General features: G+C 47.0%; 25 protein-coding genes and 1 other annotated feature. Of the genes, 1 reads left to right on the plus strand and 24 read right to left on the minus strand.

All coding sequences use genetic code 11. The features are described from left to right. From KJS65_RS11790 to KJS65_RS11850, 13 genes are all read right to left on the minus strand, one after another. On the minus strand, positions 1-1,563 hold the full coding sequence (locus KJS65_RS11790) for a response regulator transcription factor (RefSeq protein WP_213649986.1): 1,563 nt from the start codon (positions 1,561-1,563) through the stop codon (positions 1-3). 129 nt (positions 1,564-1,692) lie between these two features. Next, the gene (locus tag KJS65_RS11795; RefSeq protein WP_213649987.1) at positions 1,693-3,381 is read right to left on the minus strand and encodes an extracellular solute-binding protein; all 1,689 of its coding nucleotides are present in this window, start codon (positions 3,379-3,381) and stop codon (positions 1,693-1,695) included. A 104-nt stretch (positions 3,382-3,485) separates the two neighbouring features. Next, positions 3,486-4,382 carry a carbohydrate ABC transporter permease gene (locus KJS65_RS11800; protein WP_213649988.1) on the minus strand — a complete coding sequence of 299 codons (897 nt, stop codon included), beginning with the start codon at positions 4,380-4,382 and terminating at the stop codon, positions 3,486-3,488. Between the two features lie 48 nt (positions 4,383-4,430). Next, on the minus strand, positions 4,431-5,387 hold the full coding sequence (locus KJS65_RS11805; RefSeq protein WP_213649989.1) for an ABC transporter permease: 957 nt from the start codon (positions 5,385-5,387) through the stop codon (positions 4,431-4,433). Between the two features lie 152 nt (positions 5,388-5,539). Continuing rightward, positions 5,540-6,487 carry a protease complex subunit PrcB family protein gene (locus KJS65_RS11810; RefSeq protein WP_213649990.1) on the minus strand — a complete coding sequence of 316 codons (948 nt, stop codon included), beginning with the start codon at positions 6,485-6,487 and terminating at the stop codon, positions 5,540-5,542. An 85-nt stretch (positions 6,488-6,572) separates the two neighbouring features. Beyond that, positions 6,573-7,061 carry a hypothetical protein gene (locus tag KJS65_RS11815; protein WP_244864499.1) on the minus strand — a complete coding sequence of 163 codons (489 nt, stop codon included), beginning with the start codon at positions 7,059-7,061 and terminating at the stop codon, positions 6,573-6,575. A 119-nt stretch (positions 7,062-7,180) separates the two neighbouring features. After that, the gene (locus tag KJS65_RS11820) at positions 7,181-7,891 is read right to left on the minus strand and encodes a hypothetical protein (protein ID WP_213649991.1); all 711 of its coding nucleotides are present in this window, start codon (positions 7,889-7,891) and stop codon (positions 7,181-7,183) included. Next, positions 7,891-8,823, minus strand: a complete 933-nt coding sequence (locus KJS65_RS11825; protein ID WP_213649992.1) for an ATP-binding cassette domain-containing protein — start codon at positions 8,821-8,823, stop codon at positions 7,891-7,893. The genes KJS65_RS11820 and KJS65_RS11825 overlap by 1 nt, the downstream gene beginning before the upstream one ends. Positions 8,824-8,855: 32 nt before the next feature. Further along, positions 8,856-10,553, minus strand: coding sequence for an arginine--tRNA ligase (gene argS, locus KJS65_RS11830; RefSeq protein WP_213650779.1), 1,698 nt, complete (start codon positions 10,551-10,553; stop codon positions 8,856-8,858). A gap of 53 nt (positions 10,554-10,606) precedes the next feature. After that, positions 10,607-10,856: a binding site (T-box leader), on the minus strand. A 50-nt stretch (positions 10,857-10,906) separates the two neighbouring features. Continuing rightward, positions 10,907-11,314, minus strand: coding sequence for a PqqD family protein (locus tag KJS65_RS11835; protein WP_244864500.1), 408 nt, complete (start codon positions 11,312-11,314; stop codon positions 10,907-10,909). A 5-nt stretch (positions 11,315-11,319) separates the two neighbouring features. Further along, the gene (locus KJS65_RS11840) at positions 11,320-13,233 is read right to left on the minus strand and encodes an OPT family oligopeptide transporter (RefSeq protein ID WP_213649993.1); all 1,914 of its coding nucleotides are present in this window, start codon (positions 13,231-13,233) and stop codon (positions 11,320-11,322) included. Between the two features lie 181 nt (positions 13,234-13,414). Then, positions 13,415-13,753 (minus strand): four-helix bundle copper-binding protein, encoded by a 339-nt coding sequence (locus KJS65_RS11845; protein ID WP_213650781.1) that lies wholly within the window; start codon positions 13,751-13,753, stop codon positions 13,415-13,417. A 98-nt stretch (positions 13,754-13,851) separates the two neighbouring features. Beyond that, positions 13,852-14,859, minus strand: a complete 1,008-nt coding sequence (locus tag KJS65_RS11850) for a CobW family GTP-binding protein (protein WP_213649994.1) — start codon at positions 14,857-14,859, stop codon at positions 13,852-13,854. Between the two features lie 183 nt (positions 14,860-15,042). Here KJS65_RS11850 and KJS65_RS11855 point away from each other — a divergent pair, with 183 nt between their 5' ends. Beyond that, positions 15,043-15,558, plus strand: a complete 516-nt coding sequence (locus tag KJS65_RS11855) for a MogA/MoaB family molybdenum cofactor biosynthesis protein (protein ID WP_213649995.1) — start codon at positions 15,043-15,045, stop codon at positions 15,556-15,558. A gap of 54 nt (positions 15,559-15,612) precedes the next feature. Here the strand turns inward: KJS65_RS11855 and KJS65_RS11860 are convergent, their stop codons facing one another. The 11 genes from KJS65_RS11860 to KJS65_RS11910 form a co-directional block, all read right to left on the minus strand. Then, positions 15,613-16,125, minus strand: coding sequence for a hypothetical protein (locus KJS65_RS11860; RefSeq protein ID WP_213649996.1), 513 nt, complete (start codon positions 16,123-16,125; stop codon positions 15,613-15,615). A 122-nt stretch (positions 16,126-16,247) separates the two neighbouring features. Beyond that, positions 16,248-17,243: an acrylyl-CoA reductase family protein gene (locus KJS65_RS11865; RefSeq protein WP_213649997.1), complete on the minus strand. Its 996-nt coding sequence runs from the start codon at positions 17,241-17,243 to the stop codon at positions 16,248-16,250. Positions 17,244-17,473: 230 nt separating this feature from the next. Beyond that, entirely contained in the window at positions 17,474-18,925 is a 1,452-nt protein-coding gene (locus tag KJS65_RS11870; RefSeq protein WP_213649998.1) for a nicotinate phosphoribosyltransferase, read from the minus strand. A gap of 156 nt (positions 18,926-19,081) precedes the next feature. Further along, positions 19,082-19,876, minus strand: coding sequence for an NUDIX domain-containing protein (locus tag KJS65_RS11875; protein ID WP_213649999.1), 795 nt, complete (start codon positions 19,874-19,876; stop codon positions 19,082-19,084). 103 nt (positions 19,877-19,979) lie between these two features. Continuing rightward, the gene (locus KJS65_RS11880; RefSeq protein WP_213650000.1) at positions 19,980-20,381 is read right to left on the minus strand and encodes a PaaI family thioesterase; all 402 of its coding nucleotides are present in this window, start codon (positions 20,379-20,381) and stop codon (positions 19,980-19,982) included. 39 nt (positions 20,382-20,420) lie between these two features. Then, on the minus strand, positions 20,421-20,894 hold the full coding sequence (locus tag KJS65_RS11885; RefSeq protein ID WP_213650001.1) for a GNAT family N-acetyltransferase: 474 nt from the start codon (positions 20,892-20,894) through the stop codon (positions 20,421-20,423). Between the two features lie 108 nt (positions 20,895-21,002). Next, positions 21,003-21,416, minus strand: coding sequence for a YlbF/YmcA family competence regulator (locus KJS65_RS11890; protein WP_213650782.1), 414 nt, complete (start codon positions 21,414-21,416; stop codon positions 21,003-21,005). 34 nt (positions 21,417-21,450) lie between these two features. Further along, positions 21,451-23,043: a tRNA (N6-isopentenyl adenosine(37)-C2)-methylthiotransferase MiaB gene (gene miaB, locus KJS65_RS11895; protein ID WP_213650002.1), complete on the minus strand. Its 1,593-nt coding sequence runs from the start codon at positions 23,041-23,043 to the stop codon at positions 21,451-21,453. Between the two features lie 298 nt (positions 23,044-23,341). Then, entirely contained in the window at positions 23,342-23,914 is a 573-nt protein-coding gene (pduL, locus tag KJS65_RS11900) for a phosphate propanoyltransferase (protein ID WP_213650003.1), read from the minus strand. Positions 23,915-24,023: 109 nt separating this feature from the next. Further along, positions 24,024-24,890, minus strand: coding sequence for a 2-oxoacid:ferredoxin oxidoreductase subunit beta (locus KJS65_RS11905; protein ID WP_213650004.1), 867 nt, complete (start codon positions 24,888-24,890; stop codon positions 24,024-24,026). A 2-nt stretch (positions 24,891-24,892) separates the two neighbouring features. After that, positions 24,893-26,647, minus strand: a complete 1,755-nt coding sequence (locus tag KJS65_RS11910) for a 2-oxoacid:acceptor oxidoreductase subunit alpha (protein ID WP_213650005.1) — start codon at positions 26,645-26,647, stop codon at positions 24,893-24,895. Positions 26,648-26,762 lie beyond the last annotated feature (115 nt).

The raw sequence follows: 26,762 nt of genomic DNA on the forward strand, positions 1-26,762 counted from the left end.
CTACATTTTTCTCCTGAATTCGCCTGGTGTCATACCGAATACCTCTTTAAACTGACGGCTGAAGTACGGCATATAACGATATCCAACCTGGTCAGCAACTTCATATATTTTAATCCGCGGATCCCTTAGCAATTCACCCGCTTTTTCCATTCGCATGGTGATAACATATTCGCTGAAATTGGTTCCTGTAACCTCCTTGAATAAGGAGCCCAGATAATTGGGAGAAAAGGACAGATAGTCGGCAACTTCTTTGAGTGTGACATTTTCGTGTATCTGCTGCTTCACATAACGAATCATTTCCTCTACGAGCTTGGCACTTTTCTTCTGTCTTTTATTCTGGATGATTTCAGCGGCACTGAACAGCCGGTATCTTAGCCATGAGCGGATATCATCTATAGTTTCATATTTCAGCATGATATCCGGTTTACTTAGTCCGTCATGCTGCAAGGCTTGGAACATATTCTCACTGATGGATTTGAGCTGGCCTTCCAGCCTCATCCAAATATTCATGACATAGAATTGAATCTGAGCCTTGGTGCGCATCCCCGCCGCCATCATAAACAAACGGTCCACTTCGTCACTGATCTTGACCAGATCATAATGAAGTACAGCATTTAGTAGCTGTTCCAGCGGAATATCCGTGTCCACCCTTTCTTCAACGTCTTCAAAGATAAGCTTATGATGGTCAATCACTTTTCCTTTGCCGAGGATCAGCTTATAATCCAGTGCTGTCAGAGCCTCCACGTAAGACTCCCGGAGTGCAACCAAATGCTCAGCTCTGCCCCCAAGACCAACGGTCACAGAGAATGGATGGAGTTCATGAAGATGATGGATCACAGACTCCAAGTCCGGATCCTGCATTCCACTCTCAATGAGGAGAAAAATCCGTTGGTTTGATGTTCTGCACACATGATGGATTCCCTCAGCTTCAAACATAGGTAAAGCCGATTCATAAAACCTATTAAACCATTCCTGCTTCAAATGCTCCGGTAGTGGATCCAGCTTCCAGCTCAAATCATCAATTTCTATTGCGGCGGCTCGGGCCGGCCAGCTTACATTTTTCAAACCATAATGCTCCAGAAGAATGTTGGAGGTTTCATCGGTGACACCCCCTTCAAGAAGCTGAAGCAGATACTCATTTTTGGCTATGACTCTATAGGCTTGCTCAGTTTTCTCCCGTTGTCTTTCTCCGTCCAGCTCCAAAACAATTTTCTTTAAAGCATCAATCAGTTCCGAATCATCCATAGGCTTCAAAACATAGCTGTACGCGTTCAGCGAAATGGCCTGCTTCACATAGTTAAAATCCTGATAACCGCTTACAAAAATGACTTTAATGCCGCCATACAGCTCCTTCGCCTTCTTCACAAGCTCAAGCCCTGACATGCTGGGCATATGTACATCCGTTACTAACACATCTATCGCTTCTCTGTCCAAAGCGTTCATTGCTTCAAAACCGTTATTGACGGCATCAACGACTTCCAGGCCCAGTTCCGTCCAAGGGATGAAGGTCCTCATTCCCTCCAGATCGAGGATTTCATCATCTACAATCAGTGTTTTATACATGAAATCATCTCCTGACCGAATATTAAACTGTCTCATGCACAGTACATGGAATTCGCCTCATAAAGGCATGAGCCGTCCCTTAGGCCGGGACGGCTTATGCTCGATGTACCTTAATTATACCATTTTTTGTTATTTATCACCGATTTTTTTCAGGTTATCCTGCCATTTCTCTGTTTTGAATGCCAGCAGTTTGTCATAACCTACAGCCATTGCATCCTTTTCTGCTTTATCCAGAATGGACAGTACTTCTTCGTCATTCTTGGCATACAAGGCTTTCGCTCTCGATTCAGAAAAGATCTCATCCACACTTTGCTGGATAATACCTTCTTCGGTATCCGGCATTGGATTCAGGTTTACAAACTGTGTTGCATTGTACTGCGTTTTCCATGTGATGGATGATTGATAACGGCTCTCCCAGTTTTGTTTTTCGGCCGGAAGCGTTTTTTCGAATTTCATTTTGGATTTATCAATATATACCGTATTACCGTTCCATTGCAGGTTGACTGTTGCGTCCATGATTTTGCTGCGTCTTTCCACATCATTAATGTACGTATCGGTAAATTTCGGATATCCTTCTTCATCGGTACCATTCCACAGAATACCTTCAGGCCCCCACATAATGACGCGGCTTCCTTCTTCTCCTGTCAGCCAATCCAGAAAAGCGAAGATTTTTTCAGGATCCTTGGCTGATTTCGTAATCAGAGCCACGTTCCAACCCAGTTGGTTGTAGCTTCCTGTCCAAATTTTATTTTTGTCGAGGCCTTCCTTATGAAACGGCCAAACCATCTCGTAGCCGGCGGTTGGATCCTTTTTCTTCAGTTCCACATCGCCTTTACTGCCATATTCTGTTGGACTTGCGCCAGCAGCGATGGCGAAACGTCCCGTATATGCTTTCTCAAGCACCTGATCTTTTGTTTGTGTCAAAGCATCCTGTGCCATAAGCTTCTCGCGGAACAACTTCGAAGCGAACTGCATCGATTCACGATAGACCGAATCCTGGAAAATCGAAGTCAGCTTGTCACCGGTTGGTACGGCTCTTTCTCTCAGATATACCGGAGAATGATCTTCACCGAAAGCACTGTACAGAATATCCAGACCCTGGCCATCCTTCGCCAGATCCGGTTCAAACGGTACAACATTCGGATACTTAGCCTTGACTGCTTTCAGATAATTGTATAAATCATCGGTAGTTTCAAGCTTCGGCGAACCGAGCTCCTTATACATTTTGCTGTTCATGAGATAGCCTGCATTCCCTGCCGGCTGGGAGGTATACCAGTTCGGGAACTGATACAGCTTGCCATCGCTCGAACGGAGCATATTTAATGTTGAATCCCCCGCCCATTTTTTTAGATTCGGATATTTGTCGAGATATTCGTCATACGAAACCAGCATACCTGCAGCACGCAGACGCTCAACATCTGTGCCGCGGTCTGTCCAGATCACATCCGGAAGCTCCTTGGAAGCAATCATTGTGTTCAGCTTTTGCGCAGCGTTGCCGCCGGAATTAACAGCCGTAATATTCACTTTCTTTTGGTCTTGAATCCATTTACTTGCTTCATCCGCACCCCAGGCTGGCATGGTGTACCAGTCATAGTGGCCGTAGAAGGTAAAATCGAGCGGTGAGCTGCCAAGCTCAAATTTCTCGGAGCCTTCGCCTTCCTTATTTTCCTTTGTTTCTTCTACTTTCGTAGTGTTGTTGTTCGAACCCTCGGCTGTCTTGCTGTTATTGTCGCTTTTGCTTCCGCAGCCTGAAAGGACAGTTGCTGTTGCACACAAAAACACAAGTGACACAATCAGCGATCTTCTCCAATTTTTCATACAAGATAACCCCTTTTCCCCATCATTCAATTTATATCAGGATTCTGCAAGATTCCGATTGCGATTTTGCACAATCCTGATGTTTAAAGCAAAAGCTCTAAACGCTACTCTTTGAGTGATCCTACCAGCACACCTTTGACAAAATACTTCTGTACAAAGGGATAGACCGCAATAATAGGCAGTGTCGCAACCATCATGGTAGCCATCGACAATGACTTGGTAGTAACGCTCTTCATAGCCGACATCCGGCTTTGCGCAGCCGAATCCAGCTTGGACATCTGCTCGGTCATAATGTTCGTGCTCAGAATCTGCTGCAGCATGGACTGGATAGGCAGCAGTTTTTCATTGGTGATGTAGATACTAGGGAGGAACCATTCATTCCAATGTGCAACAGCCGTAAATAAACCCAGCGTTGCAATAACCGGACCGGACAGCGGCATAATGATCCGAAAAAAAGTGGACCAGTTGCCACAGCCGTCGATTTTGGCTGATTCCTCCAGGCCGTCAGGCAGCCCGAGAAAGAAGGTCCTGAATATGATCATGTTCCACACGCTGATCAAACTCGGGATGATGAATACCCAGAAGGAGTTCATGAGTCCGAGACCGCGCACGACCAGGAATGTAGGGATCAAACCGCCGCCAAAGTACATCGTAACAATACACATCAACATGTAATATTTACGGCCGATCAGCTCTTTTTTCGTCATCCCATAAGCGAAAATCGCTGTACACAGAACGGAAAGTATCGTTCCCACCACGGTTCTCATCACACTGATGGAAAAGGCGTTCAGAATTCGGGTATCCCGGAAAACAACGTAATAATTCTCCAGAGACCATTTCCGCGGCCAGAAGGTAATTCCTCCAAGTGCCGTGTCCATCCCTTCATTCAGTGAAACGACAAGTCCGTTCCAGAATGGATAAAAAGTGCTGAAGCCCAGCAATATCAGAAAGACATATACAAAAATGCTGAACACTCGATCGCCAAAGCTTTTACTATGCATCCTATTGCAGCCTCCCTGTCATCTCCCATGTCGTCAAAATTATGGATTCTACCACAGACTGTTACCTGATCTGCGCGCAAACATATTGGCGAATGTCAGCAGCCCGACACTGATTACGGCCTTGAATAATCCGACCGCTGTCGCGTATGAGAACCGCTGGTTCGTAATACCCACCCTGTAAACATAGGTATCGATGACATTAGCCACATCCCTCAGTACCGGATTCGAACCCAGCAGGAGAATGTCTTCAAAGCCCGCACTCAGGAGATTGCCGATAGCCAGAATCATGAAGATCGCAACCACAGGTAAGATGGAAGGAATTGTAATCATAAATATTTGTTTGATTCGTCCCGCTCCGTCCATCGCTGCCGCTTCATACAGACTTGGATTGACGCCTGCGATGGCAGCCAGATACACAATGGAGCCGAAGCCAATTTCTTTCCACACGCTTGTAGATACAATAATGCCCCAGAAATACTCAGCCTGGCCAAGGAATCCGATCGGCTCCTTGATCAAATGCAGCTTTTGCAGTAAAATGTTCAAGCTTCCGTTATCTGTCGACAGAATTGACATGGTAAAACCGGCGACAATAACCCAGGACAGAAAATGCGGAAGATAGCTGACCGTCTGGATAACCCGTTTGAACACCATATGTCTCACTTCATTCAACATCAGCGCGAGAACAATCGGTGCCGGAAATCCGATACAGAACTTCAGCAAACTGATGATGATCGTGTTACGGATAATGGGCCAAAATTCAGGTGAGTGGAAAAACATGCTGAAATGCTTGAAACCCACCCAAGGGCTCGCCCAAAACCCGTTAAAAATGCTGTAATCCTGAAAAGCCATTAATACACCATACATCGGTATGTAGGCAAAAACAAAAATTAATAACAGTGCCGGTATAACCATCAGTTGGATATCCCACTGCTTGACCATCCGGTATGCGACTCCCCGCTTTTTCTTTACGTTCTCCACTTTTGTTATCGTTGCGAGCTGCGCCATATGCTTCCCCCCTCAGCTATTATTGTAATCGTTTGCAATAAAGGAATACTATTTGCCTGGTCAACGAAATCTGATACTTTTAACAGATGCTGCACAATAATATAAAAAAGCCCTTTCCCCCAGAAACCGGAGAAAGGGCTCTTTTTGATATGCTACTTGAGTAAAGTTTTATCTATCCCGGGGATTGAAATCGGAGGTCCGTTCTCGCCGGGGGTTCTTTTTACACTTACCTTATATTTGCTATCGAGATAAAATGAAGCTTTTGCGGTTGAAATAACCTGCGGATACATCTTTCCCGGTTCCGGTGTCGTGAAATGATAGTATGCTACAGCCTTTTGCCCCGAAAGAAAGTCAATGCGGTCAACCGAGATACCGTAGCCTGGATTTGGCATGCCGGACTTTGAAATTACGATTTTATTGACTTGATCATCGATCTTTTCCATTTGGACGGAAACCTCATCTTCCGATTCACCCGGATCCTGCTGCCCGTTATGCTTTTGGATATACTGAAGAGCATCATACGTCATTTCAGCTGCCTCCATACGAGTCATGTTTTGTTTGGGATAAAAACGATTCTGCCCGTCCAGCCCGGCAATACCTGACAGCAGCAAAAATTGCACCGCCGTTTTTGTCTCAGGCTGTATTTGGTCGCCATCCGCCACTGGCATCAGCATTTGTACGGATGGATACGTTCCTGCTGTCGCCGTTACCGCTTTATACAGCAAAAGAGCAAATTGCTCTCTCGTTAGCTTGGCATTCCAATCCTTGATAGAACCAACAGGCAGGCCATTGTCCTGCGCGATGACTGCTGCTTTGGCGTACCAAGCATCGGGCGGTATATTATCGGCTTCGGATTTTCCGTTCACAGCCTTAAAATCCATTGCTTTCACAAGGATCTGAACGCCCTGTGCGGCCGTCAATTTGTCCGCTGGGGCAAATCTATCCGCGGACACGCCCTGTATAATGCCTTTGTTTTGCAGCTCTGCTGCTATTTTTTCCTGGCGGGTATCCTTAATATCTGAAAAAGCATAAGCCGATGTCGCAGCTGCAAGCGAGCAGGTTACCAACAATGCCACGGCTGTTTTTTTCATGTATCGCATAAACGATCACCTCCACTTTCTCAGACGGGGACGATCTTGTAAATGTTTCATATTATTGGCAAAAGAGCAGTTGCTCATTCTCCAATTAAGCATTCGTATGCGTGCCAGCCTTTTCCGCTTCCAGGTCCAGTCCGAGCTTCTTATACAAATCATTCGTATATTTCTGCAGCTTGCGTTCCAGATCCTGCGCCTGCTGCTTGAAGCTGGTGAGCTCCCGTATCATTCTTGACCGGCCTGCAGGACTAAAGGTTTCCTGGATACGCTCCTTAAAATAATCGTGAACGATATAATTCCTCTGTTTCCAAACCTCTTTCAGGAGTATTGTCTCTTCCTCTGAGAAAGGGAAATGATGCTGAATTTCATTTACCAGCTGGCCAAGCGAGTTGCTCAGCTTCTGATGATACAGATCGGCAAGATCTTCCTCTGTCGGAACCTTTCCCTGTGAGATCTTCATCAGCATTAACAAGTTGACAAGCTGCTGCTCGAGCGCCTGTGAATAGTATACAGCGAGTCCGAAATAAGCAAATAATTCTTTGGAATGTTCGCTATCCAAGAGCCGTGTCTGTTTCATCATACCCTCCTACCCATATCCGTGATGAGATCGTATAGTTCCATGTTAAAGGATGTACATCCAATCATCAACCAGCAATGTTATATAGGTACTCATCCACATCCATTGCAGGCTCGAAGAAACTAGGTTCGGGCATCTCTTCGAACTGAAATAAACATGTAAATAAGGTACAGCAATAGAATATACACAAGACCATATCCAATAGCTCCCCAAACTTGTTCAGGCGTAAAAACCGTGCTGTTTATCAAACCGTCCATGATAGGCGATACCGGAGGCAGGATCCATCGTATCCAAGCAAACGGGAAAGGGAGCCGCGCGATAATGGATTTGGCTCCAAGCGATACAATGACCACAATCAGCATAATCGCGATTGCCCGTGCACCATTTGGCATCCATGCAGTTTGGAAAAAAAGCGATAGCATGAAACCCAGTATGCCCAAAATCACATGTCCGCATATGGCCATTAGGAGCTCGTTAAGATAGACGGGTCTATTAAACATATGCGTTAAAATCGGAAAGACTATAAAGATAACCGTCAATAAAATCACAGGAATGAGGAGCGCCAGAATCTGGCTGAAAAGGTACTTTTTCATGCTACCAATATGTATGATGTGCAATTGCTCCTGCTGCGGACTGCCGTGATTCAGGAAGGTTAAGCCCAGCCAAGCTGCACCGATAAACAAAAATACAGAAGTGACCGCGTAGCTGTCCATTACGGGATTCGGTTTGTATGAATAAAGCAAAAACATAGCGATCAAGGTTGCAGCGAGCGGTGCAAAATAAGCATGCTTCCGGGTATAGCTTTTCAGTAAAAAGCGGACCAATGCTATCACTAAACCTGATCTCCTTTCTCAGAGGCAGCAGGCTGCAGCCATTCTCCTAGTGGAATGTTCATTCCCATGTTTGGAATCACCGACACGATCGAACCGCCGCAATCTAGAATTTGTCGTAATAACAAGTCAGCTGCTTCGGACCGTACCTCAAGCTCACAGCTATCTGATCTGACTGCCAGATCGACCATTCCCGGATGCTCGGATATTCGTTTTACCGCATTTGAATCGAGACCCCGTATGACAATTTGGGTGGTAGTTCCCGCTTCAAGATGCTTTTCCAATGTTTCTTTGATAATCTGCCCATTCTTCATCAGCAGCACACGGTCAGCAATCTGCTCAATCAGCTTGGGCTCATGAACCGACATGACAATCGCTGTACCGCCGCTTTTCAAACCAATCAGAATATTTACCAGATTTTCCTGTGCCTTCATATCCAGCCCCGACAAAGGCTCGTCCAGCAGAAGCAGATCAGGACTACCCATCATCGCCTGGATTAAATTGATCTTTTGCAGCATGCCCTTCGAGAACTGTCTCATCCGGACATGCGCAAAGCTTTCCATACCAAGCTGACTCAAAAAGCCTCTCAGCTCATTCTCTGCCAATGCCTTTTCCATCCCGCGAACTTCTGCACTACTAAGCAAAAACTCCCAGGGAGTAAAGATAAGCGGAGGGAATCTTTCCGGAACATAGCCGGTAACCAGTCTTCTGCCGCTTACCCATCGTGTACCGCTTGTAGGGTGGGTAAGGCCAGCCAGCATCCGCAGAAGTGTGCTTTTGCCTGAGCCGTTCTTGCCTACTAAGGCGGTACATTCTCCTTTACATACTTTAAGCGAAATATCCTGCAGTACTTTACGCCTGCCATATACTTTAGCGGCGTCCTGCATGACCATCAGTTCCGCAGATGCTCCATTTTCCATACCTGCAATCGCCAAGCCCGAATGCTCCTCTCCGGATTAATCCAAGTTTACATACGGTCAGGTGTCTGAAGTCCCAGCAGCTGCAAAGTTCGTGTTAAAGAAAGACCTGCCAGGCGTGTCAACTGCAATCTTGCAGATCGGGTCGACACTTCATCGGTGACAATTCTTTCCTTATTATAGAATTGATTGAAGGACTGCGCCACATCCAGAGCATAACGTGCCAGAACGGAAGGCTCATTATTTCGGATACCACGCAGCAATTGCTCAGGGAATCTCGTCAGCAGCTTCAAAAGCTCCCAGCCTGAATCCCCGAGTACATCAACGTTAGTGGATATCACCGCTGCAGCATCCTCTGCCGCCGCTTGTTCTAGAGCCGAACCCTTAGCGAGCACGCTTTGTGTTCTGGCATAGGTGTATTGTACATACGGACCTGTTTCACCGTCAAAATTCAGGGCGTCTTCCAACGAGAAATCCACTTCATTCACACGGTTATTCTTCAGGTCACCGAAAATAATAGCACCTATTCCTACTGCTTCCGCTACCTTCTCTTTATTTTCAAGCTCCGGATTCTTTTCATCAATAATGCTCTTGGCCCGAGCTATTGCCTCGTCCAGCACTTGCTCAAGCACGACAATTTTGCCGCGGCGCGTAGACATTTTTTTGCCTTCAAATTTCATTAAGCCGAAGGGTACATGTGCGCATCTGTCAGCCCAATCCATACCCATGCGGCGAAGTACGGAAAATACCTGTTCAAAATGAAGCCTTTGCTCACTTCCAACGACATACAAAAGACGTTCAGCCTTCATTACATCATGTCTGTAGATCGCTGTGGCCAAGTCCCGCGTAGGATAAATGGTCGTTCCATCCGTCTTAATAATAAGACAAGGCGGCATGCCCTCATCATCCAGACGAACCACTAACGCTCCGTCACTTTCCTCAAGCAATCCCTGCTTCTTCAAGGTATCTACAACCGTCTGCATTTTATCATTATAAAAGCTCTCTCCGAGTGTATGGTCGAAGCGGACATTCAGCCGCGTATACATCCGGTTGAACTCCTTCATGCTGACTTCCACAAAATAAGTCCACAGTCTGCGTGCTTCTTCATCACCTGCTTCCAGCTTGCGGAACCAGTCCCTTGCCTCCGGCTCAAGCGTATCATCCTGTGGTGCTTCTTCATGAAAACGCACATACAGTTTAAGAGATTCGCCAATCGGATCTTCTGACAGTGCTTTGTCATCCCCCCATCTTTTGTAAGCGGCAATCTGCTTGCCAAACTGGGTTCCCCAATCACCAAGATGGTTAACGCTGACAACATTATAGCCGGCCAGTTTATACATATTGTACAGCGCTGCTCCTATCATGGTGGAACGTAAATGACCGATGCCAAAAGGCTTCGCAATGTTGGGAGAAGACATATCAATGACAACCTTGGTTCCTTTTCCCGTTTCCGCTACCCTGCCTTTCTCCAGTTCGCTCATGATTAGACTGCCATAATGCCCCCGGTTGAATTTCAAGTTAACATAAGGACCAGCCGCTTCCGCATGAATTAACGGATCTGTGATGGCTTCAGCGATCGCCCCAGCAACGGCCTGAGGAGCTTTTCTGAATTGTTTAGCCAATATAAAACAAGGGAAAGCCATATCTCCCATATTAGCAGAAGGTGGAATCTCAAGCAGCTCCATGATTTGTTTTTCTTCTAGCGGAACATATGCCTTAAGAGCATCCGCTGCCCATTGGTATAACATCATGATCAATACCTCTCTTTCATTTTGAAAAACAAAAAAGCCCTCATCTCCATAATAGAGACGAGAGCTTAAATTCCCGCGGTACCACTCTAAGTAAACGAAAGAGGCCTGGAGCCGTTCTTGTCGTTTCTCTTAAGAACTTTTAACGGGGTCAACCGGACTGATCTACTTGCTTCCTGAAGAAAAGCTTTGGACCAGCCATCTCACGGGTGCGCTTCACGAAGGAACCATGTACCGGCTTTCACTCTTTCCGGCTCGCTATCCATGTTCTGCCTTCCTTACTCTCCCGATCCTAGACGTTCAATTTTCAATATTATACACATCACATGAACGGGAATGCAAGGGCTACTTCATTATCTTGCCGTTAATTTGTCATGATTCATTTCTGTTGAAGACTGCCATGTCAGCAGCCCGTTTGCTTCAAGTACCTCCATGAATTTGGCTAGGCGTGGAAGCAAAGGCTCTGCGGCTTCACCAAAATGCTTATGAATCTCATCCGCAATTTCGCCTACCGATTGATTGCCGATACAGCGGGCAACCACAGCACTGCCCAAATCATCCAGATGAATCTGCACGGCCTCAGGCTGTTTTAGCCATTTGACGGATTGCCGTTCCAGCCAGCTCCTTCTTGGAAGGACTAATGTTACCCCCTCTTCAGCTTTTTGCACGACCGAAATACGGTTGGTTAAGACAGGAATCATATCAAGCAAATTTTGAGATTCAAGCTGATGACGATTTTTCTTAGGTTTAAATCCGATCATCTAAACTACACCTCCCGCTTGGTAATCACGGACTTGTTCTTCCGCCCCATCGACATCCAGGTAAGCATGATAACGACAAGCATGAAAATAATAAATGGCAGCCAATTGTTCTCAATCAGTACTTTACCTGGAATCGGTACGTTAAGCCATATGAGAATCGCGATAATGACGCCAATCAACGACTCGCCCGCAATAAGTCCGGATGCAAGCAAAGTACCAGTTTCCACCCGTCTTTTGAGCAGTGCTTCATTTTTGCGTGAACGCCATTCTACAAACCAGCGCACAATCCCGCCTACCATAATAGGCGTACTGACATGAATCGGCAGATAAATGCCTACGGCTACCGTTAATGAATTCAGGCCCAAAAATTCAAAGACTACAGCCGAAGCAACTCCGATAAAAATCAGATCCCACGGCAGGTTGCCGGACATAATCCCTTCAACGATCAACCGCATGAGTACTGCTTTCGGAGCCGGCAGATCTTCGGAACCCAGTCCGTAGCTTTCATTCAGAACAGACAGAATGAACCCGATGACTAGTCCGCTTACCAAAACACCGATCATCATGGCTACCTGCTGCTTCCAAGGTGTTCCGCCGACCAAATATCCAGTCTTCAGATCCTGGGAAATATCTCCCGCTACTGCAAGCGCCACACACACGATGGCTCCAACGGTTAATGCCGCAATCATGCCGGTCATACCTGTCATGCCGGTCAATTTGAATATAATCGTGACAATCAACAGCGTTGCGATCGTCATTCCGGATACCGGTGATGATGAGCTTCCAACCAGCCCGACAATCCGTGAAGCGACCGTAACAAACAAGAAGCCGAATATGGCAATCGCAATAGCGCCGATAATACCCACATCCGTTAATGGGGCAAAAGCAATGACGATGACAAGCAAAGCGATCATAATGGTCACCCAAAAACCTGGGATATCAAAATGGGTACGATCGAGGGTTACCTTTTCATGATCTTTTCTTCTCAAGCCTGAGAGTGTAGCAGCCAGCGAGCTGAATAGCATAGGCAGTGATTTGACCAAGGTGATAATGCCACCGGCAGCGACTGCTCCGGCACCAATATAACGAATATAACCTTCCCATATTCCCCATGGATCCAGTCCCGGAATAGGCTTGTCTCCAGGCGGAAGCACGGAAGCATCACCTGCTCCGAAAAAGCCGATCATCGGTATCAGGACCAGCCATGCCAAAATACCGCCGGCCAGCATTTGTCCTGAAATCCGCGGCCCGATGATATAGCCCACACCAAGCAGTGCCGGGTAAGTATCCATACCAATCAATGAATTTTTAAACTTGTAGATACCGGTTTCAATTTCTGTTTTGAAAAATTTGAATCCGTCTCCAAGGGCCTTAACCAAGCCGCCGGCTAGAAATCCGAACACGACCATCTTGGCGCTTTTCCCTCCGGTTTCACCGGATATCAGCACTTCTGCGCACGCCGTTCCTTCCGGGTATGGCAGTGTTTCATGTTCATTTACGATCAAAAGTCGGCGGAGCGGGATCATCATGGCCACACCCAGAAACCCGCCCACCAGAACAATAAAGCTGACTGTACTCATATGCGGAACCTGGTTCCACATATACAGCGCTGGAATTGTAAAAATTGCCCCTGCCGCTACCGCCTCACCCGCAGTAGTCATCGTCTGGACAATATTGTTTTCCAAGATGGATTTACGCTTGAATATTCCTCTCAGCACACCGAGGGAAATAACGGCTGCAGGAATGGAGGCGCTGACAGTCAATCCGATTTTAAGTCCGAGATACGCGTTGGCTGCTGCAAACACCACTGCGAGAATAATCCCCAAAATGATAGATAGCAAGGTTAACTCTGGAAGCGACTTGGATGCTGGTATGTACGGTACAAATGATTCGGATTTCTTATGCTCTTTTGCGTTCATGAAAGTCTCTCCTTCCATTTATGTCTGAAGCTTCATGTAAACAACCAACCATATAGTACCCCATTTCAATGGAACTCAAACCCCAAGCATAAGTATTGCATCAAGCATGAAAAAAGCCTGAAGTCCCTTGAGAGCACTCAAGAAAACTTCAGGCTTTATGTAATTTATGATATGAATCAGCTTAAGCCGTTGCCAACATTTGACGGCATGCATCAGCGCATCTGCGACATGCTTCCGCACATTCCTTGCAGTGCTGATGTTCATGTTTGCCGCATTCCTCGGCACATGCTTCACATGCTTTCACACATAATTCGCAAATTTCATGGACAAACGGACTTTGACGGATCATCGATTGTGCAGCAAAATCACAAATATCCGCACATTCTCGATCAAGACGAATGCATTCACGCAGCATAGCCAAGTCATATTCCTTCAGGCTAGAAACATAGCAGACATTACAAGCATTCATGCATTGCAGGCAGGCCTCGATACAATCTTTATAATGCAAATCCTGGTTCATCATCATTTCCAACCTCCAGTTTATTTGTGGCTCTGTTTTTCTATTAACCATAAACTGTGGAGGAGAAACCAGGAAAAATCAGTAATACGCCCTGTTTATCAGCGCAGCTCCATCGCCCTCATACCCTCTTCTATTGCCGACTTTGAGAAATGCTCTCCGATAAAAACGACAACATCCGGAACTTCTCCTTGTGGTCTGATCCCTAGGAAATCCGGTTCACGGAACGCATATTGAAACAGAAAGCGGCTTGCTGTATCGCTAAAGGTCAAAACACCCTTCGCACGGTAAACCTCACGCGGAAGATTGGCAATAAAGCTCTCGAATTCCCCGCTGTCTACAGGACCATTTAAATAATGCGTATAAACCATGACATGATCATGATGTGTATGTTGATGCGATGAATCATGATCATGTTCAAGAGTCGTCTGTCCGCTGCCGGCAACCTGATCATGGACATCGAACCGCAGGGCGGCAATGTCCAGGGAACTATCTCCTAACGATTCAAGAACCTTGGTGATATCCACTTCACAACGGACAGAAGGAAGAACGGGAGCAAATTCGTTCCAGCGGGAAATAACGGAAGACAGGAGCTCTTGTTCTTCCGCGCTAACCCGGTCTGTCTTATTCAGAATCAGGCAGGAGGCCGAGCGTATTTGTTCCTGCATTAACCGGAACGTTTTCCCCTTCTGATTCCGGTATAAATCGAGTAAGTGGGCAGAATCCACAACCGTTATAACTCCCTTAAGATCGATTTTAAGATAGAGGGCAGCTTCGGTAACTCCATCTAAAATCTCCATGGGATTCGCAATTCCCGTTGCTTCAACGACAATGACATCGGGCGCTTCTCTTTGAATTAATCCGGCAATCTCCATACTGAGATCCCCGCGAATCGAGCAGCAGATGCAGCCGCTAAGCATTTCCGTCATAGGCACCTGCTCTTTAACAAGCAGACCGTCCAGATTAACATCGCCGACTTCATTCATGATAACAGCCGGAAGCATCCCCTGCTCCTGCCAGTAAGATACTAACTGCTGCAGTAAGGTTGTCTTTCCGCTTCCCAGGAAACCGGAAAGTATGTAAATGGGTGTTGTTGTTTGCTTCGACATATCGTTCTCCTCTTTGATCTTTGCGCTATGAAATCTGTTTTTAGCAAAGTGTACTACACCCTTGGCTGCACCGCAACTTTAGTATCATGATTAAAAACTCAGGTTATATAAGTGATTTGCATGTCAGTCCTCAAAGGATTATTCTATAAAGATACTCTAAAAGGGAGAGGAGATAATAGAGATATGAAATCAGTAGACCAGCACCGCAGTGAAGCACCGGAGACCGTTTCCTGTATGATTGTTACCGTGTCGGATACACGCACTCCGGAGACCGATTCCGGGGGACAATTGATTACATCCCTTTTGGAAGAGGCGGGGCACCGAATTGCGGGCTATGAAATCGTTAAAGACGATTATGAAGGAATACGCGAGCTTATTCATGAAGCAACGAGCAGCCCGGATGTGGAGGCTGTTATTTTAACGGGAGGCACCGGAATTTCACCACGGGATACCACATATGAAGCCGTTTCCTCCCTGCTGGATAAGCAGCTTCCGGGTTTTGGAGAAATCTTCAGATACCTCAGCTTTACAGAAGATATCGGAGCTGCAGCCATTCTTAGCCGGGCCATTGCAGGAACTTCCGGTGGTAAGGCTGTATTCTCCATTCCAGGCTCTACCGGGGCCGTTAAACTGGCCATGGAACGGATTATTGTTCCGGAACTGGGTCATGTCATGAGAGAAATATATAAAAAAGAATAAAATTCAAAAATGCCGGGAAGCGATAGACTGCTCCTCCGGCATTTTATATGTTCACTATTTAAAGTCCATGCGGTTCAGTAAGGAATTAAACACCTCATGAACCTGCTTGTCATACATTCCCTTGTCTTTACCTGATGAAGTATAAATCAAAGAAGCTCTGTTATGACTATAAATCACGGTGTGCATGTTCTGCGTATCAATCCGGTTTTGGTCTCCATACCAGTTATGGATCCGTTTGATGCGTTCCTGTTCATCGGTAAAAACATGCAGATTAATGTACTGCTGCGGATTTCCCCTGATATAAAACATATAGCTGATATTTCCCCTGCCATCCTCTGCATACATTTCATGGGTCAACGGTACCTTCTTTGCTCCAAAAGTCAGCTGAAGCTCATTTAATAATTGGCCGTTTAACCCTTTGCCTTGAGATTGTGCTCTGATATTCCCTTCCGAATAGGAATCAAAATTATACAATTTGGTTTCTTTCTTGATGACGGTATGCTTGTCACAGCCAACCGCGGCAATCAGCAGCACACAGGCCAGCAGCAATGCTAACGGTTTGTTCATGTTGGTTCATCCCTTCCAGATTCCCTGATGCCGCTTCAAGCGGAAAACAGCCTGTTATGGGCTTAGAATGCCAACATTTCAAACGCATTATGCAGTAGCATGATACCGGTGAGCCTGTTGCTTTATTCCAGACGGACGATCGTTCTCCCGACAGCTTTCCCCTGCAAAATGGCTTGAAGTACCTCTGTAAGCTCCTGAAGGGTGCATTCCTTAATCCCGCCTGCCAAAGCTCTTTCCGGCTTCCATTCCTGCGCCAGCCTGCTCCAAATTTCTTTTCTTAATGCTTTCGGACAATACACCGAGTCGATGCCAAGCAGTTGAACACCGCGCAGTATAAAAGGAAGTACGGTACTTTCAAACGATGTCCCTCCTGTAAGCCCCGAAAGCGCAACAGCTCCACCATAGCGGATACTTTTTAGTATTCCTGTCAGATGCGGTCCTCCTACGGGATCCACAACACCTGCCCAGCGTTGTTTAACGAGCGGAGCTGCATCGGTTACCTCAACATCTTTCCGGCTGACAACTTCAGATGCTCCAAGGTTTTCCAGCCAGCCGCTTTGTTCATTTATTTTGCCGGTGCTTGCCGTTACTTTGAATCCTGTCCGCGACAGGATATCCACCGCAAAGCTGCCCACACCGCCGGTTGCTCCTGTCACGAGGACCGGGCCTAAATCAGGCGTAACTCCGCTACGAAGCAAACGATCGACGGACATAGCAGCTGTAAAACCGGCAGTTCCGATTCCCATCGCTTCCCGAGGAGACAGCCCGTCAGGCAGCGGTACCAGCCAGTCTCCTGAAAGCCGCGCATATTGGCTGAAACCGCCGTAATGATTGGTTCCTAGTCCATAACCAGTACATAAAACCAAGTCGCCCTCGTGAAAGTCAGAATGCTCCGACTGCACGACCTCGCCGGCAAGATCGATCCCCGGAATCATAGGATACTGCGGCACTACCTTACCTTCTGGCGAACAGGCTAATCCGTCCTTATAGTTGACGCCCGAGAAATGCACTTTTATCAATACATCCCCTTCAGGCAGCTGATCGATTGTCAGCTCCTCTATCCTGCTTCTCAGCCCATCCTCTTCTTGGCGGACCATAAACGCTTGGAATGTTTCCATTTGCTGTTATCCCTCCCTCGGTATGCTTGCATATTGATTATACAATACCTTTAACAGTCAAATCATTTTCCATAAGCGTCTAACCCTGTCGATCATACGAGAATTCCCTGCGATATTTGGCGTTTTATGCGCTTTCCCGAGAAATAATTATGCTTTGCGTCCTTCTTTCCCCATCACCTGAACATAAAAAAAGACCCAGCGCTTATTCTATGCTGGATCTATCTTTTACTTTATTCTTCAAGCTGCATATATTCGGCCATTAATGTTTGCTTGAGCTCCCAGACCTTCTCGCTGATATTGATGCGATAAATCTCCGGGTTCAGCTTGCGCAAATATTCCGGCCAAAAAAGGTTCATTTGTTCGCGGTGGTACTGGCGGATTTCATCCAGCGTAGGCAAAGTGTATACCTGCATTCCATTTTCGAAGATCCGCTCCAGCATTGGAATAGCATCGTAATTTTTCACGTATTTTTGCAAATAAGGATGCTGCGGATTAAACAGCTTTAGACGCATACCATCATGCGGCTGTTCTTCGTCCGGAAACATTATATAATCTGCTGTTGCTTTGCCGCTGACACGGTCTACGATACGGTAGATATCCTTTTTGCCAGGCGTCGACACCTTTTCCGGATTACCGGAAATCTTGATCGTAGGGACCATCTCGCCCTTTACTTCGCGTTCTACGAGCTTGTATACGCCACCAAGAGCCGGTTGGTCCGCAGCGGTAATCAGCTGTGTTCCCACGCCCCAGGTGTCGATACGGGAGCCCTGAGCCTTCAGGTTAAAGATCGTATTTTCATCCAGATCATTTGAAGCTACGATTTTGACATAAGGCAGACCGGCGTCATCGAGCATCTTGCGAGCCTGGATAGAAAGATAAGCCAGGTCACCGCTGTCCAGGCGGATGGCCGACATTTTCTTACCGGCGGCCTCCAGCTTTTTGGCAGTTTCGATCGCATGGGGGACACCGCTTTTTAAAGTATCAAACGTATCGACCAAGAGGGTCACGTCATCAGGCATTACTCTGGCATAGGTATCGAATGCTTCCTGCTCCGAAGGAAAGCTTTGAACCCAGGAATGGGCATGAGTACCCTTCGTAGGAATGCCGAACTTCTGACCCGCCAACATATTCGAAGTAGCATCAAATCCCGCTACGTAAGCAGCGCGTGCGCCCCAAACGGCAGCATCCGCTTCCTGTGCCCGCCGTGTTCCGAATTCCAGCAGAATATCCTTGCCGGCAACCTGCTTCACACGTGAAGCTTTGGTGGCTATCAATGTCTGGAAATTCATGAAGTTAAGCAGCGCTGTCTCCACCAGCTGCGTTTCCATAATCGTTCCTTCCACTCGGATCAGCGGCTCATTCGGAAAAACAACTGCCCCTTCTTTCATGGAAAACATACTTCCGCAGAAGCGGAACTGCTTAAGCTCCTCCAGAAATGCAGATTCATAGTTTTCTTCCTGTTCAGACAGATACTTGATATCCTCATCCGTAAAACGCAGATTGGCAATATAATGAACAATCCGCTCAAGGCCTGCAAATACAGCATAACCGTTTCCGAATGGAAGCTTGCGGAAGTATGCCTCAAAGACAGCCTTCTGTTGATGCGACCGGTTTACCCAGTGTGCATACATCATGTTGATTTGATATTTATCCGTATGTAATGCCAATCCTGCTGTTTGCATGGCAGGCTTCCTCCTTTGTACTCCAGCCACTTAAGGGCCTCTAGGTTCCTACAAGCCTTCGGTTCAGCCAACGATAAACGCCAGGATCAATAACTGCCCTGTAACATCAATGAAAACCACCGCATGCAATGATTTTTAACGTTGGTTGGAATTACCCTAGGTGTAAATGGATAACAGCGGCTCAAAATCCGTGAATTTATATAATTGAGCCGGACGTTGAGAGTATTGGTTAGAGCTAAGGGGCTTGCCATCCTCGTCCCGTACTTCTTCCAGAATGCCTTGTCTGCTGCGTGTCGATGTAATTTTCCGGATAAAATTCGGTTCGCTAAACTCCGGTACAACGGTCTGAATAACCTGGTAGAGTTCGCTGAGCGTAAATTGCTCGGGTAAAAATTGGCGAGCGATCGTGGAATGCAGCATTTGCTGCTGAATTCGAAGGTAGGCATCACGTATAATCTCATGATGGTCAAATGCCAGCTCCAGCCCGTTTAAAACCTCTTCTATGCCGAATAAACCCACTTCACCAGCATCATCTGCAGCCTGTCTGCTCTCCAGCATCCATTCCTCTACAAGGGCAAAAAAGGCATGGCTGATAATCCAACCGCGCGGATCCCTTCCGGGTGTGCTGTAAACCCCCAGATACTCCAGGTGGCCACCGTCAACACCGGTTTCTTCTTTGAGCTCTCGTGTGGCGGCATCATAAATCGATTCGCTTTCCTGACAAAAGCCTCCTGGCAGCGCCCACATACCTGCAAAAGGCCAGGATTTACGCCGGATCAGCATAACCTTGAGCTCTCTGATCGGTAGCGTTTTGGTCACCGTTTTTCTTTCCTTTTTGGTCAGCGTAAACATAACGATATCTGCCGGCACGCCATCTGGCGTACGGTATTTTTTAGCCGAATAAGCTTGTGCTTCAGGTGAAATTTCACCTTGTTTCCCATGTTCGTTCATATCATCACCACATAATATCTTTTTGATACTTTCATTATGATTTATTAATATGAAAAGTCAAGTATTTTTAGAAAAAATATCGTTATCGTTGTTTATTCTTCCGTTATTTACGGTTTACAACTCTGAAAGTAGCTGTGGCAAGGCATCCAAGGGTTCCCTCGCTGTTGTGAATACGGGCTTCCGTTGTCAGGGAACGGCCCGCCATATGAAGCACGCGTGCTGTTACAATGAGTTTTCCGGTTTTCATGGCGGACGTGAAGTGAACGTTGATATTAGTCGTCACGCAGCTGTCCTGGTCTTTAGCCGCCGTCGCAGCCATTCCCATCGCCTGATCCATTAATGAGGTCAGAACTCCGCCGTGGATAATCCCCATTGAATTTGTGTGATGCTCCTTCGCCTCAAGAGCAATAACAACTTCATGTTCATCGGCTGAAACAAATTCACAGCCCAGATAATCCCAAAATGTGTTCTCGCCGCGGGCGATCATTTCTTCCAATGCCTTCATTATGCTTCCCCCATTGTTGTCTCTGAATATTATGCTGTTTCATTCTCCCCGGGTGTTGATTTCCAGCACGACCTGATCCCGGCAATGGATTCCATTTTCATAAATCGGTTCAGGATAGTTGTTCACAAAATAGTCCCGCTCTATCCGGACCATTCGGAATCCGCATTTCTGATACAGTCCCAGCTGGTCCAGACTGGAATTCCCTGTCCGGACTATGATCTTCTGATAACCTTCCTTTATGGCTTGTTCCAGGGTTCGCAATATCAGCTGTTTGCCATATCCTTTGCCCTGAAAATCCGGATCAACCACTGCATTCATGATTTCCGCAGAATAAGCACCCACAGGCATATATCCGCAGACACCTATGATTCGACCTCCGATTTCAGCCACCATCCAGCTTGATCTATCCAGATACTTCTTCACTTGCAGCCAGTCCGGGTCCGCCAGCAGCAGCAATTCCTTCGGAAGTGCTTCATTGCTCTGCTTCGGCCTGGCTATCACCAACTCGTTCATTAGCAGACCTTCCTTTCCGCGTGCATGCCAGATTTGGAAAGTGATATTTTTCGGGCATTCACAAAAAAAGGCGCGGATACATGATCCACAGCCTTAATTCCATAAAACTTAACCACAGTTTGAAGGAGGCGCATCGCTTCCCGCTTCCACGTTAATCTTTTCCGATACGGTATCACGAATAACAGACATGACCAGCTGCAGAAGGTAATTGATATCGCTTTGGCTTTGCTGGAATTCAACCACCACCGGAATGCCGTCGATTTCATCCTGTAGCGTTTCCATTTCCTTTTCGATTTTCGTTACCATCTGCGGGTTTTGAAAAGATTCGAAAGCAACAATTTCCTTTTGACGCTTCTTCAATGTGGAGATTAATCCTTGCACATGCTCATGATTGCGGATTTTTTCTTCCGCCTTCTGAAACTGCTTAACCTCTTCACTGCCTGAAATCAGTTCTGCAAGTTCTTTTACTTTGGCCATGATATCGTCACGGATAACCAGATCTTTTGTGTCGTAAGACATCATGCCCAAGCTGTTCAAATGGCCCTTTTCTGTCACCTTACATTACCCCTATTCCGTTAATTTGACTCTTTTGAGTTAGTGCAGGCGCTGCATTTATTTCTGTAACGATCTCACCCTTAATGTACCAGGTCATCGCATCGGTGATTTTGACATGAACAAAACCGCCGATCAGATCCTTGTTCCCTTCAAAATGGACCAGCTTGTTGGTACGTGTGCGTCCTGCCAGCACGGAGGCGTTATTCTTGCTCTCACCTTCGACCAGCACTTCAACAACCTCTCCGCAAAGGTTCTCATGACTCTTACGGCTGTGCTTCTCAATTGCACGGTTCAGCCGCTGCAAACGTTCCCGCTTAACCTCCATCGGTACATTGTCTTCCATGACCGCAGCCGGTGTACCCTCCCGCGGAGAGTAGATAAAGGTATAGGCAGAATCGAAGCCGACTTCATCCACCAGCGACATCGTATCATCAAACTGTTCATCGGTTTCACCCGGGAAACCTACGATAATGTCTGTGGTTAGTACGGCTCCCGGAACGGCTGCTTTAATTTTGCGGACGAGCTCCAAGTAAATTTCGCGTGTGTATTTCCGGCCCATAATCTTAAGTATTTCACTGCTGCCTGACTGTACCGGCAGATGGATATGCTCCACCAGATTGCCGCCTTTGCTAAGAACCTCCACGAGATGATCATCGAAATCCCGCGGATGGGACGTTGTAAAGCGGATACGCGGGATATCAATCTTTCGCATGTCATCCATCAGATCGCCGAAGCTGTATGTGATATCGGTAAAATCTTTGCCGTATGCGTTTACGTTTTGACCCAATAGCGTAATTTCTTTGAATCCCTGACGGGCCAGTTCCCGTACCTCGGCAATTACATCCTCTGGACGACGGCTGCGTTCTTTGCCGCGTGTCATTGGGACAATGCAGTACGTACAGAACTTGTCACAGCCATACATGATGTTCACCCATGCACGCAAGCCTTCGCGTTTCTTCGGCAGGTTCTCGATAATATCGCCCTCTTTGGACCACACCTCTACAACCATTTCCTTGCTGAGCAGGGCTTCCTTAATTAAATGAGGGAGTCTATGAACGTTATGGGTACCGAAGATGAGATCCACGAAGCCATGCTTTTGCATAATGCGGTTGACCACATTTTCTTCCTGGGACATACAGCCGCATACACCCAGCAGCATATCCGGCTTTTCTCTTTTCAGATGCATGAGATGTCCAAGTTCACCAAATACCTTATCCTCGGCATTTTCCCGGATGGCGCAGGTATTCAGCAAAATGATATCTGCTTCCTTCCGGTCCTCGGTAGATGAATATCCCATCTCCTCCAGCATACCCTTAATGGTCTCCGAGTCATGCTCGTTCATCTGGCAGCCGAATGTATATACGATATAATGCTTACCTTTTCCGATCTCCTGAAGCTCTGCAGGCACGGCAGTTTCGTAAAGAACATTCACGTCCTCCCGGCGGCGCTTCTTGCTTTCTCTATGGTTAGGCTCCGAAATAATATGAATTTCCCGGCCTTTGATCCGGATGGTCTTGCCGTGTTCATCCTCGGACAGGACCTTGGCATCGGAAAAATCAAAATATTTGGAGTAATCCTTGGTTTCCTTGGCCATGCTGACGATCACTCCTTCAATTCCCTTGGGGATAATCCCCTAAGCCTAAAAAGGCATTACAATAAATTATAACATGAACTGCCAGTGTTATCTACTTTTCTGGTGCTCCAAACGCAATGTGAAATGACAAATTTCTATGTTATAAAATGCAGGCAGATAAGCTGCTCTCTCCGCAGTAAATAATCATGCATGTTAACATTCAGCGGTCGATAGCTATCATAAAAAAAGGATGGGCAAAGCAAATATCATTTGCCTTATCCATCCTTCTTTATGTTTCTATTCAACAATGCAAATCTTATTAACCGATAATTTCAGCGGTATCTCCGGTTTTGACTCCGGCCGCATTGCCCTCATCCGTATCGATATGCATGTCCAGCGCAAAGGAATCCGACACACGCGCGATGACGTTTTCAAAAACGACACCGCGTTCTCCGCCAACACGCACTTTCAGCATTTGCTGATCGGCAATTCCCCATTTTTCTGCATCAGAGGTATGAAAATGGATATGGCGTGCAGCAACGATAACGCCTTGCTCCAGTTCAATTTCGCCCTTCGGACCTTTAATTTTGGCTCCTGGTGTTCCCTCAATATTACCGGATTCACGAACAGGTGCTTTAACACCAATTGCGAAAGAATCCGTACGGGAAATCTCCACTTGACTTGCTTTGCGGGCTGGGCCCAGAATTCTCACCTTATCGAATTGACCCTTCGATCCAATCACCGCAACGGTTTCATTGGCGGCAAATTGGCCTGGCTGGGACAGAGGTTTAAACTCAGTCAATTGATAGCCTTCTCCAAACAAAGCCTCAATATGTTCTTGGGTAAGATGAATATGTCTTGCGGATACTCCTACAGGTACAGTTTTACTCACGTGGATCACTCCTTATTTTTTCTCTATGATCTGTACGCCAGACTCATTATACATCCTTTTACCCCAAAATAAAAAGGCGCTACCGCAATTGCGGGCACCTTTTCAGCCATTATTTGAATTCCGCTACAAGATTGTCAAATTGTTCTCTCGAAATTAACGGGTCCTGCTGAGCAAGCGGTTCGTCCCGGAAACCGGATATCAAGTTCTCATAGCTCTTCTTGTTTTTGTCCTGATAGATCAGGCCCGTGACCATACCGTTTGTTTCCATGAGCGTCGTCATCGCCGCAATCCGGCTGGATGGATCATAATTCGGAATGGAATCCAGCGGAACGATGTTATCCTTGAACCATTCATACGTGTTGATTTTGTTGAACGTGACGCAGGGACTAAACACGTTGATGATGGAGAAGCCTTCATGTTTGATAGCTTCCTCCACAAGAGCCGTCAGCTGCTTAATATCGCTTGAGAACGACTGTGCCACAAAAGTAGCACCGGCCGACAATGCCAGCTCCAGAGGGGACAGCGTAGTCTCAACGGAGCCCTGCGGCGTACTCTTGGTCACGAATCCTTCTGCGCTTCGCGGTGAAGTCTGGCCCTTGGTCAGACCGTATATCTGGTTGTCCATGACAATATAAGTCATATTAATATTTCTGCGGATAGCATGAATGGTATGTCCCATACCGATGGCAAAGCCGTCTCCGTCACCACCGGAGGCAATGACCGTTAGATCACGGTTCGCCAGCTTCACTCCCTGTGCAATGGGAAGCGAACGACCATGAATGCCATGGAAACCATACGCATGAATGTATCCGGAAATCCGGCCTGAGCAGCCAATCCCCGATATAACCGCCAACTGTTCAGGTTCAAGACCGGAATTGGCAGCGGCGCGCTGAATGGCCGCCTGAATAGAAAAGTCTCCGCATCCCGGACACCAGTTGGGTTTGACATTATTGCGAAACTCTTTGAATGTTGCCATGGTTATACCAGCTCCTTACTTGCCTGACAGGCTTTTCTGCATTCTTCAACCACGATGGATGGCAGGAACGGGTTGCCGTCGTATTTCAGCACACTCGTTATTTTCTCTCTGCTTCCAACATGCAGTTTGATCAGATCAGCCAGCTGGCCTGTCGCGTTATGTTCCAGAACAATAACCTGTTTAGCTTGGTCTACATATGGCATAACTGCTTCTGCCGGGAACGGATGCAGCAGTCTGATCGTCATTTGATTCGTCGTAATACCTTCATTTTCAAGCTTTTCACGCGCTTGCTGAATGGTCCCGCCAGTCGATCCCATTCCGATGATCAACAGCTCGGGGCTATCATACGGGGCATCCACATGGATTGGATTTTCCACCTTGATCCGCTCCATTTTCCCTAGGCGTTTATCCATCATTAGCTTCCGGTTCGCAGCGCTTTCCGATGGGCGTCCACTCTCATCATGTTCAACACCTGTCACATGGTGGATACCATTTTTCTGGCCGGGCAGTACTCTTGGTGATATTCCATCCTCCGTAAGCTCATAGCGCTTGAATAGACCTCCAGCTTCGAGCTCGGGCGCTTCCGGTACCAGCTTGCCCCGGTCTATGCTGATCCGGTCATAATCCAGCATCTCACAGGACTGCTTACCCAGGGATAACTGCAGATCCGTTACAACGATGACGGGCAGCTGATACTTGTCCGCCAGATTAAACGCTTCAATCATGTCGTAAAAGCACTCTTCGATCGAGCTTGGTGCCAGCACCACTTTAGGAATCTCTCCATGTGTACCATGAATCAATGCGTTAATATCACTTTGCTCCTGCTTGGTCGGAAGCCCTGTACTAGGCCCTCCACGCTGTGTGTCAATGATCACAACCGGGGTTTCGGTCATACCCGACAAACCGATAGCCTCCATCATGAGCGACAATCCTGGGCCTGCAGAAGCCGTCATGGAGCGGACTCCTGCGTAGTTTATACCAATTGCCATCGTTATGGCTGCGATCTCATCCTCGGTCTGAACGACAGTACCGCCGAATTTGGGCAGCTTCTTAATTAAATATTCCATGATCTCCGAAGCCGGTGTGATCGGATAAGCACTCATAATGCGGCAGCCTGCGGCCAGCGCCCCCAGCCCGATCGCATCATTGCCGATCATGAACAGCTTCTGTTTGCCGTCCGCAGCCTCAAGTCTGAAGTCTTCAAGCGGTCCTCCTGCCAGTTCGAGCACATAATCGGCACCGCTTTTCACGGCTTCGATATTTTTCTCGACAACGGCTGCACCTTTGCGGCCAAATTCTTCTTCAACCGCTTTATTAAATACATCCATTGGCAGACCCAGAAGCGCCCAAGATGCACCGGATGCAACCATATTTTTCATCAGGGATGTTCCCAGTTCCTCAGCAATGGATGTAATAGGCACTGGAAAAAGACGCGCATCCGCTCCATCAGGCAGAGTGGGGCCGAATTTAGCATCTGCAATAACAACACCGCCCGGGCGAAGCTCATGCGCATTTAAATCTATGCTCTCCTGGTCGAAAGCAACCAGAATATCCAAATCATCCGCAATTGCGCGAATCGGCTGCGTACTGATACGAATTTTATTATTGGTGTGTCCACCTTTAATTCGGGATGAAAAATGCCGATAACCATACAAATAATAACCGAGCCGGTTGAGAGCCGTTGAAAAAATACGGTCTGTGCTCTCCACGCCTTCCCCTTGCTGTCCACCTATCTTCCATGACAATTGACTAATCAAAAAAGCCACTCCTTCTTCCCGTTCACCCGTGCCTTACTTATGTTCTTTTCCCCTGGCACCACTTTGAAATGTACGGCTAATAATTATGTAAAAGTTTATGAGGTACCGGGACAAA

The organism is Paenibacillus sp. J23TS9 (assembly GCF_018403225.1).
Classification (GTDB): Bacteria; Bacillota; Bacilli; order Paenibacillales; family Paenibacillaceae; genus Paenibacillus_AQ.

What these genes read in the sequence shown, in the direction of transcription:
- KJS65_RS11790 (WP_213649986.1), bottom strand. Translation starts at nt 1,563, where the DNA reads ATGTATAAAACACTGATTGTAGATGATGAAATCCTCGATCTGGAGGGA.
- KJS65_RS11795 (WP_213649987.1), bottom strand. Translation starts at nt 3,381, where the DNA reads ATGAAAAATTGGAGAAGATCGCTGATTGTGTCACTTGTGTTTTTGTGT.
- KJS65_RS11800 (WP_213649988.1), bottom strand. Translation starts at nt 4,382, where the DNA reads ATGCATAGTAAAAGCTTTGGCGATCGAGTGTTCAGCATTTTTGTATAT.
- KJS65_RS11805 (WP_213649989.1), bottom strand. Translation starts at nt 5,387, where the DNA reads ATGGCGCAGCTCGCAACGATAACAAAAGTGGAGAACGTAAAGAAAAAG.
- KJS65_RS11810 (WP_213649990.1), bottom strand. Translation starts at nt 6,487, where the DNA reads ATGCGATACATGAAAAAAACAGCCGTGGCATTGTTGGTAACCTGCTCG.
- KJS65_RS11815 (WP_244864499.1), bottom strand. Translation starts at nt 7,061, where the DNA reads ATGATGAAACAGACACGGCTCTTGGATAGCGAACATTCCAAAGAATTA.
- argS (WP_213650779.1), bottom strand. Translation starts at nt 10,553, where the DNA reads ATGTTATACCAATGGGCAGCGGATGCTCTTAAGGCATATGTTCCGCTA.
- KJS65_RS11835 (WP_244864500.1), bottom strand. Translation starts at nt 11,314, where the DNA reads ATGATCGGATTTAAACCTAAGAAAAATCGTCATCAGCTTGAATCTCAA.
- KJS65_RS11840 (WP_213649993.1), bottom strand. Translation starts at nt 13,233, where the DNA reads ATGAACGCAAAAGAGCATAAGAAATCCGAATCATTTGTACCGTACATA.
- KJS65_RS11845 (WP_213650781.1), bottom strand. Translation starts at nt 13,753, where the DNA reads ATGAACCAGGATTTGCATTATAAAGATTGTATCGAGGCCTGCCTGCAA.
- KJS65_RS11850 (WP_213649994.1), bottom strand. Translation starts at nt 14,859, where the DNA reads ATGTCGAAGCAAACAACAACACCCATTTACATACTTTCCGGTTTCCTG.
- KJS65_RS11855 (WP_213649995.1), top strand. Translation starts at nt 15,043, where the DNA reads ATGAAATCAGTAGACCAGCACCGCAGTGAAGCACCGGAGACCGTTTCC.
- KJS65_RS11860 (WP_213649996.1), bottom strand. Translation starts at nt 16,125, where the DNA reads ATGAACAAACCGTTAGCATTGCTGCTGGCCTGTGTGCTGCTGATTGCC.
- KJS65_RS11865 (WP_213649997.1), bottom strand. Translation starts at nt 17,243, where the DNA reads ATGGAAACATTCCAAGCGTTTATGGTCCGCCAAGAAGAGGATGGGCTG.
- KJS65_RS11870 (WP_213649998.1), bottom strand. Translation starts at nt 18,925, where the DNA reads ATGCAAACAGCAGGATTGGCATTACATACGGATAAATATCAAATCAAC.
- KJS65_RS11875 (WP_213649999.1), bottom strand. Translation starts at nt 19,876, where the DNA reads ATGAACGAACATGGGAAACAAGGTGAAATTTCACCTGAAGCACAAGCT.
- KJS65_RS11880 (WP_213650000.1), bottom strand. Translation starts at nt 20,381, where the DNA reads ATGAAGGCATTGGAAGAAATGATCGCCCGCGGCGAGAACACATTTTGG.
- KJS65_RS11885 (WP_213650001.1), bottom strand. Translation starts at nt 20,894, where the DNA reads ATGAACGAGTTGGTGATAGCCAGGCCGAAGCAGAGCAATGAAGCACTT.
- KJS65_RS11890 (WP_213650782.1), bottom strand. Translation starts at nt 21,416, where the DNA reads ATGATGTCTTACGACACAAAAGATCTGGTTATCCGTGACGATATCATG.
- miaB (WP_213650002.1), bottom strand. Translation starts at nt 23,043, where the DNA reads ATGGCCAAGGAAACCAAGGATTACTCCAAATATTTTGATTTTTCCGAT.
- KJS65_RS11905 (WP_213650004.1), bottom strand. Translation starts at nt 24,890, where the DNA reads ATGGCAACATTCAAAGAGTTTCGCAATAATGTCAAACCCAACTGGTGT.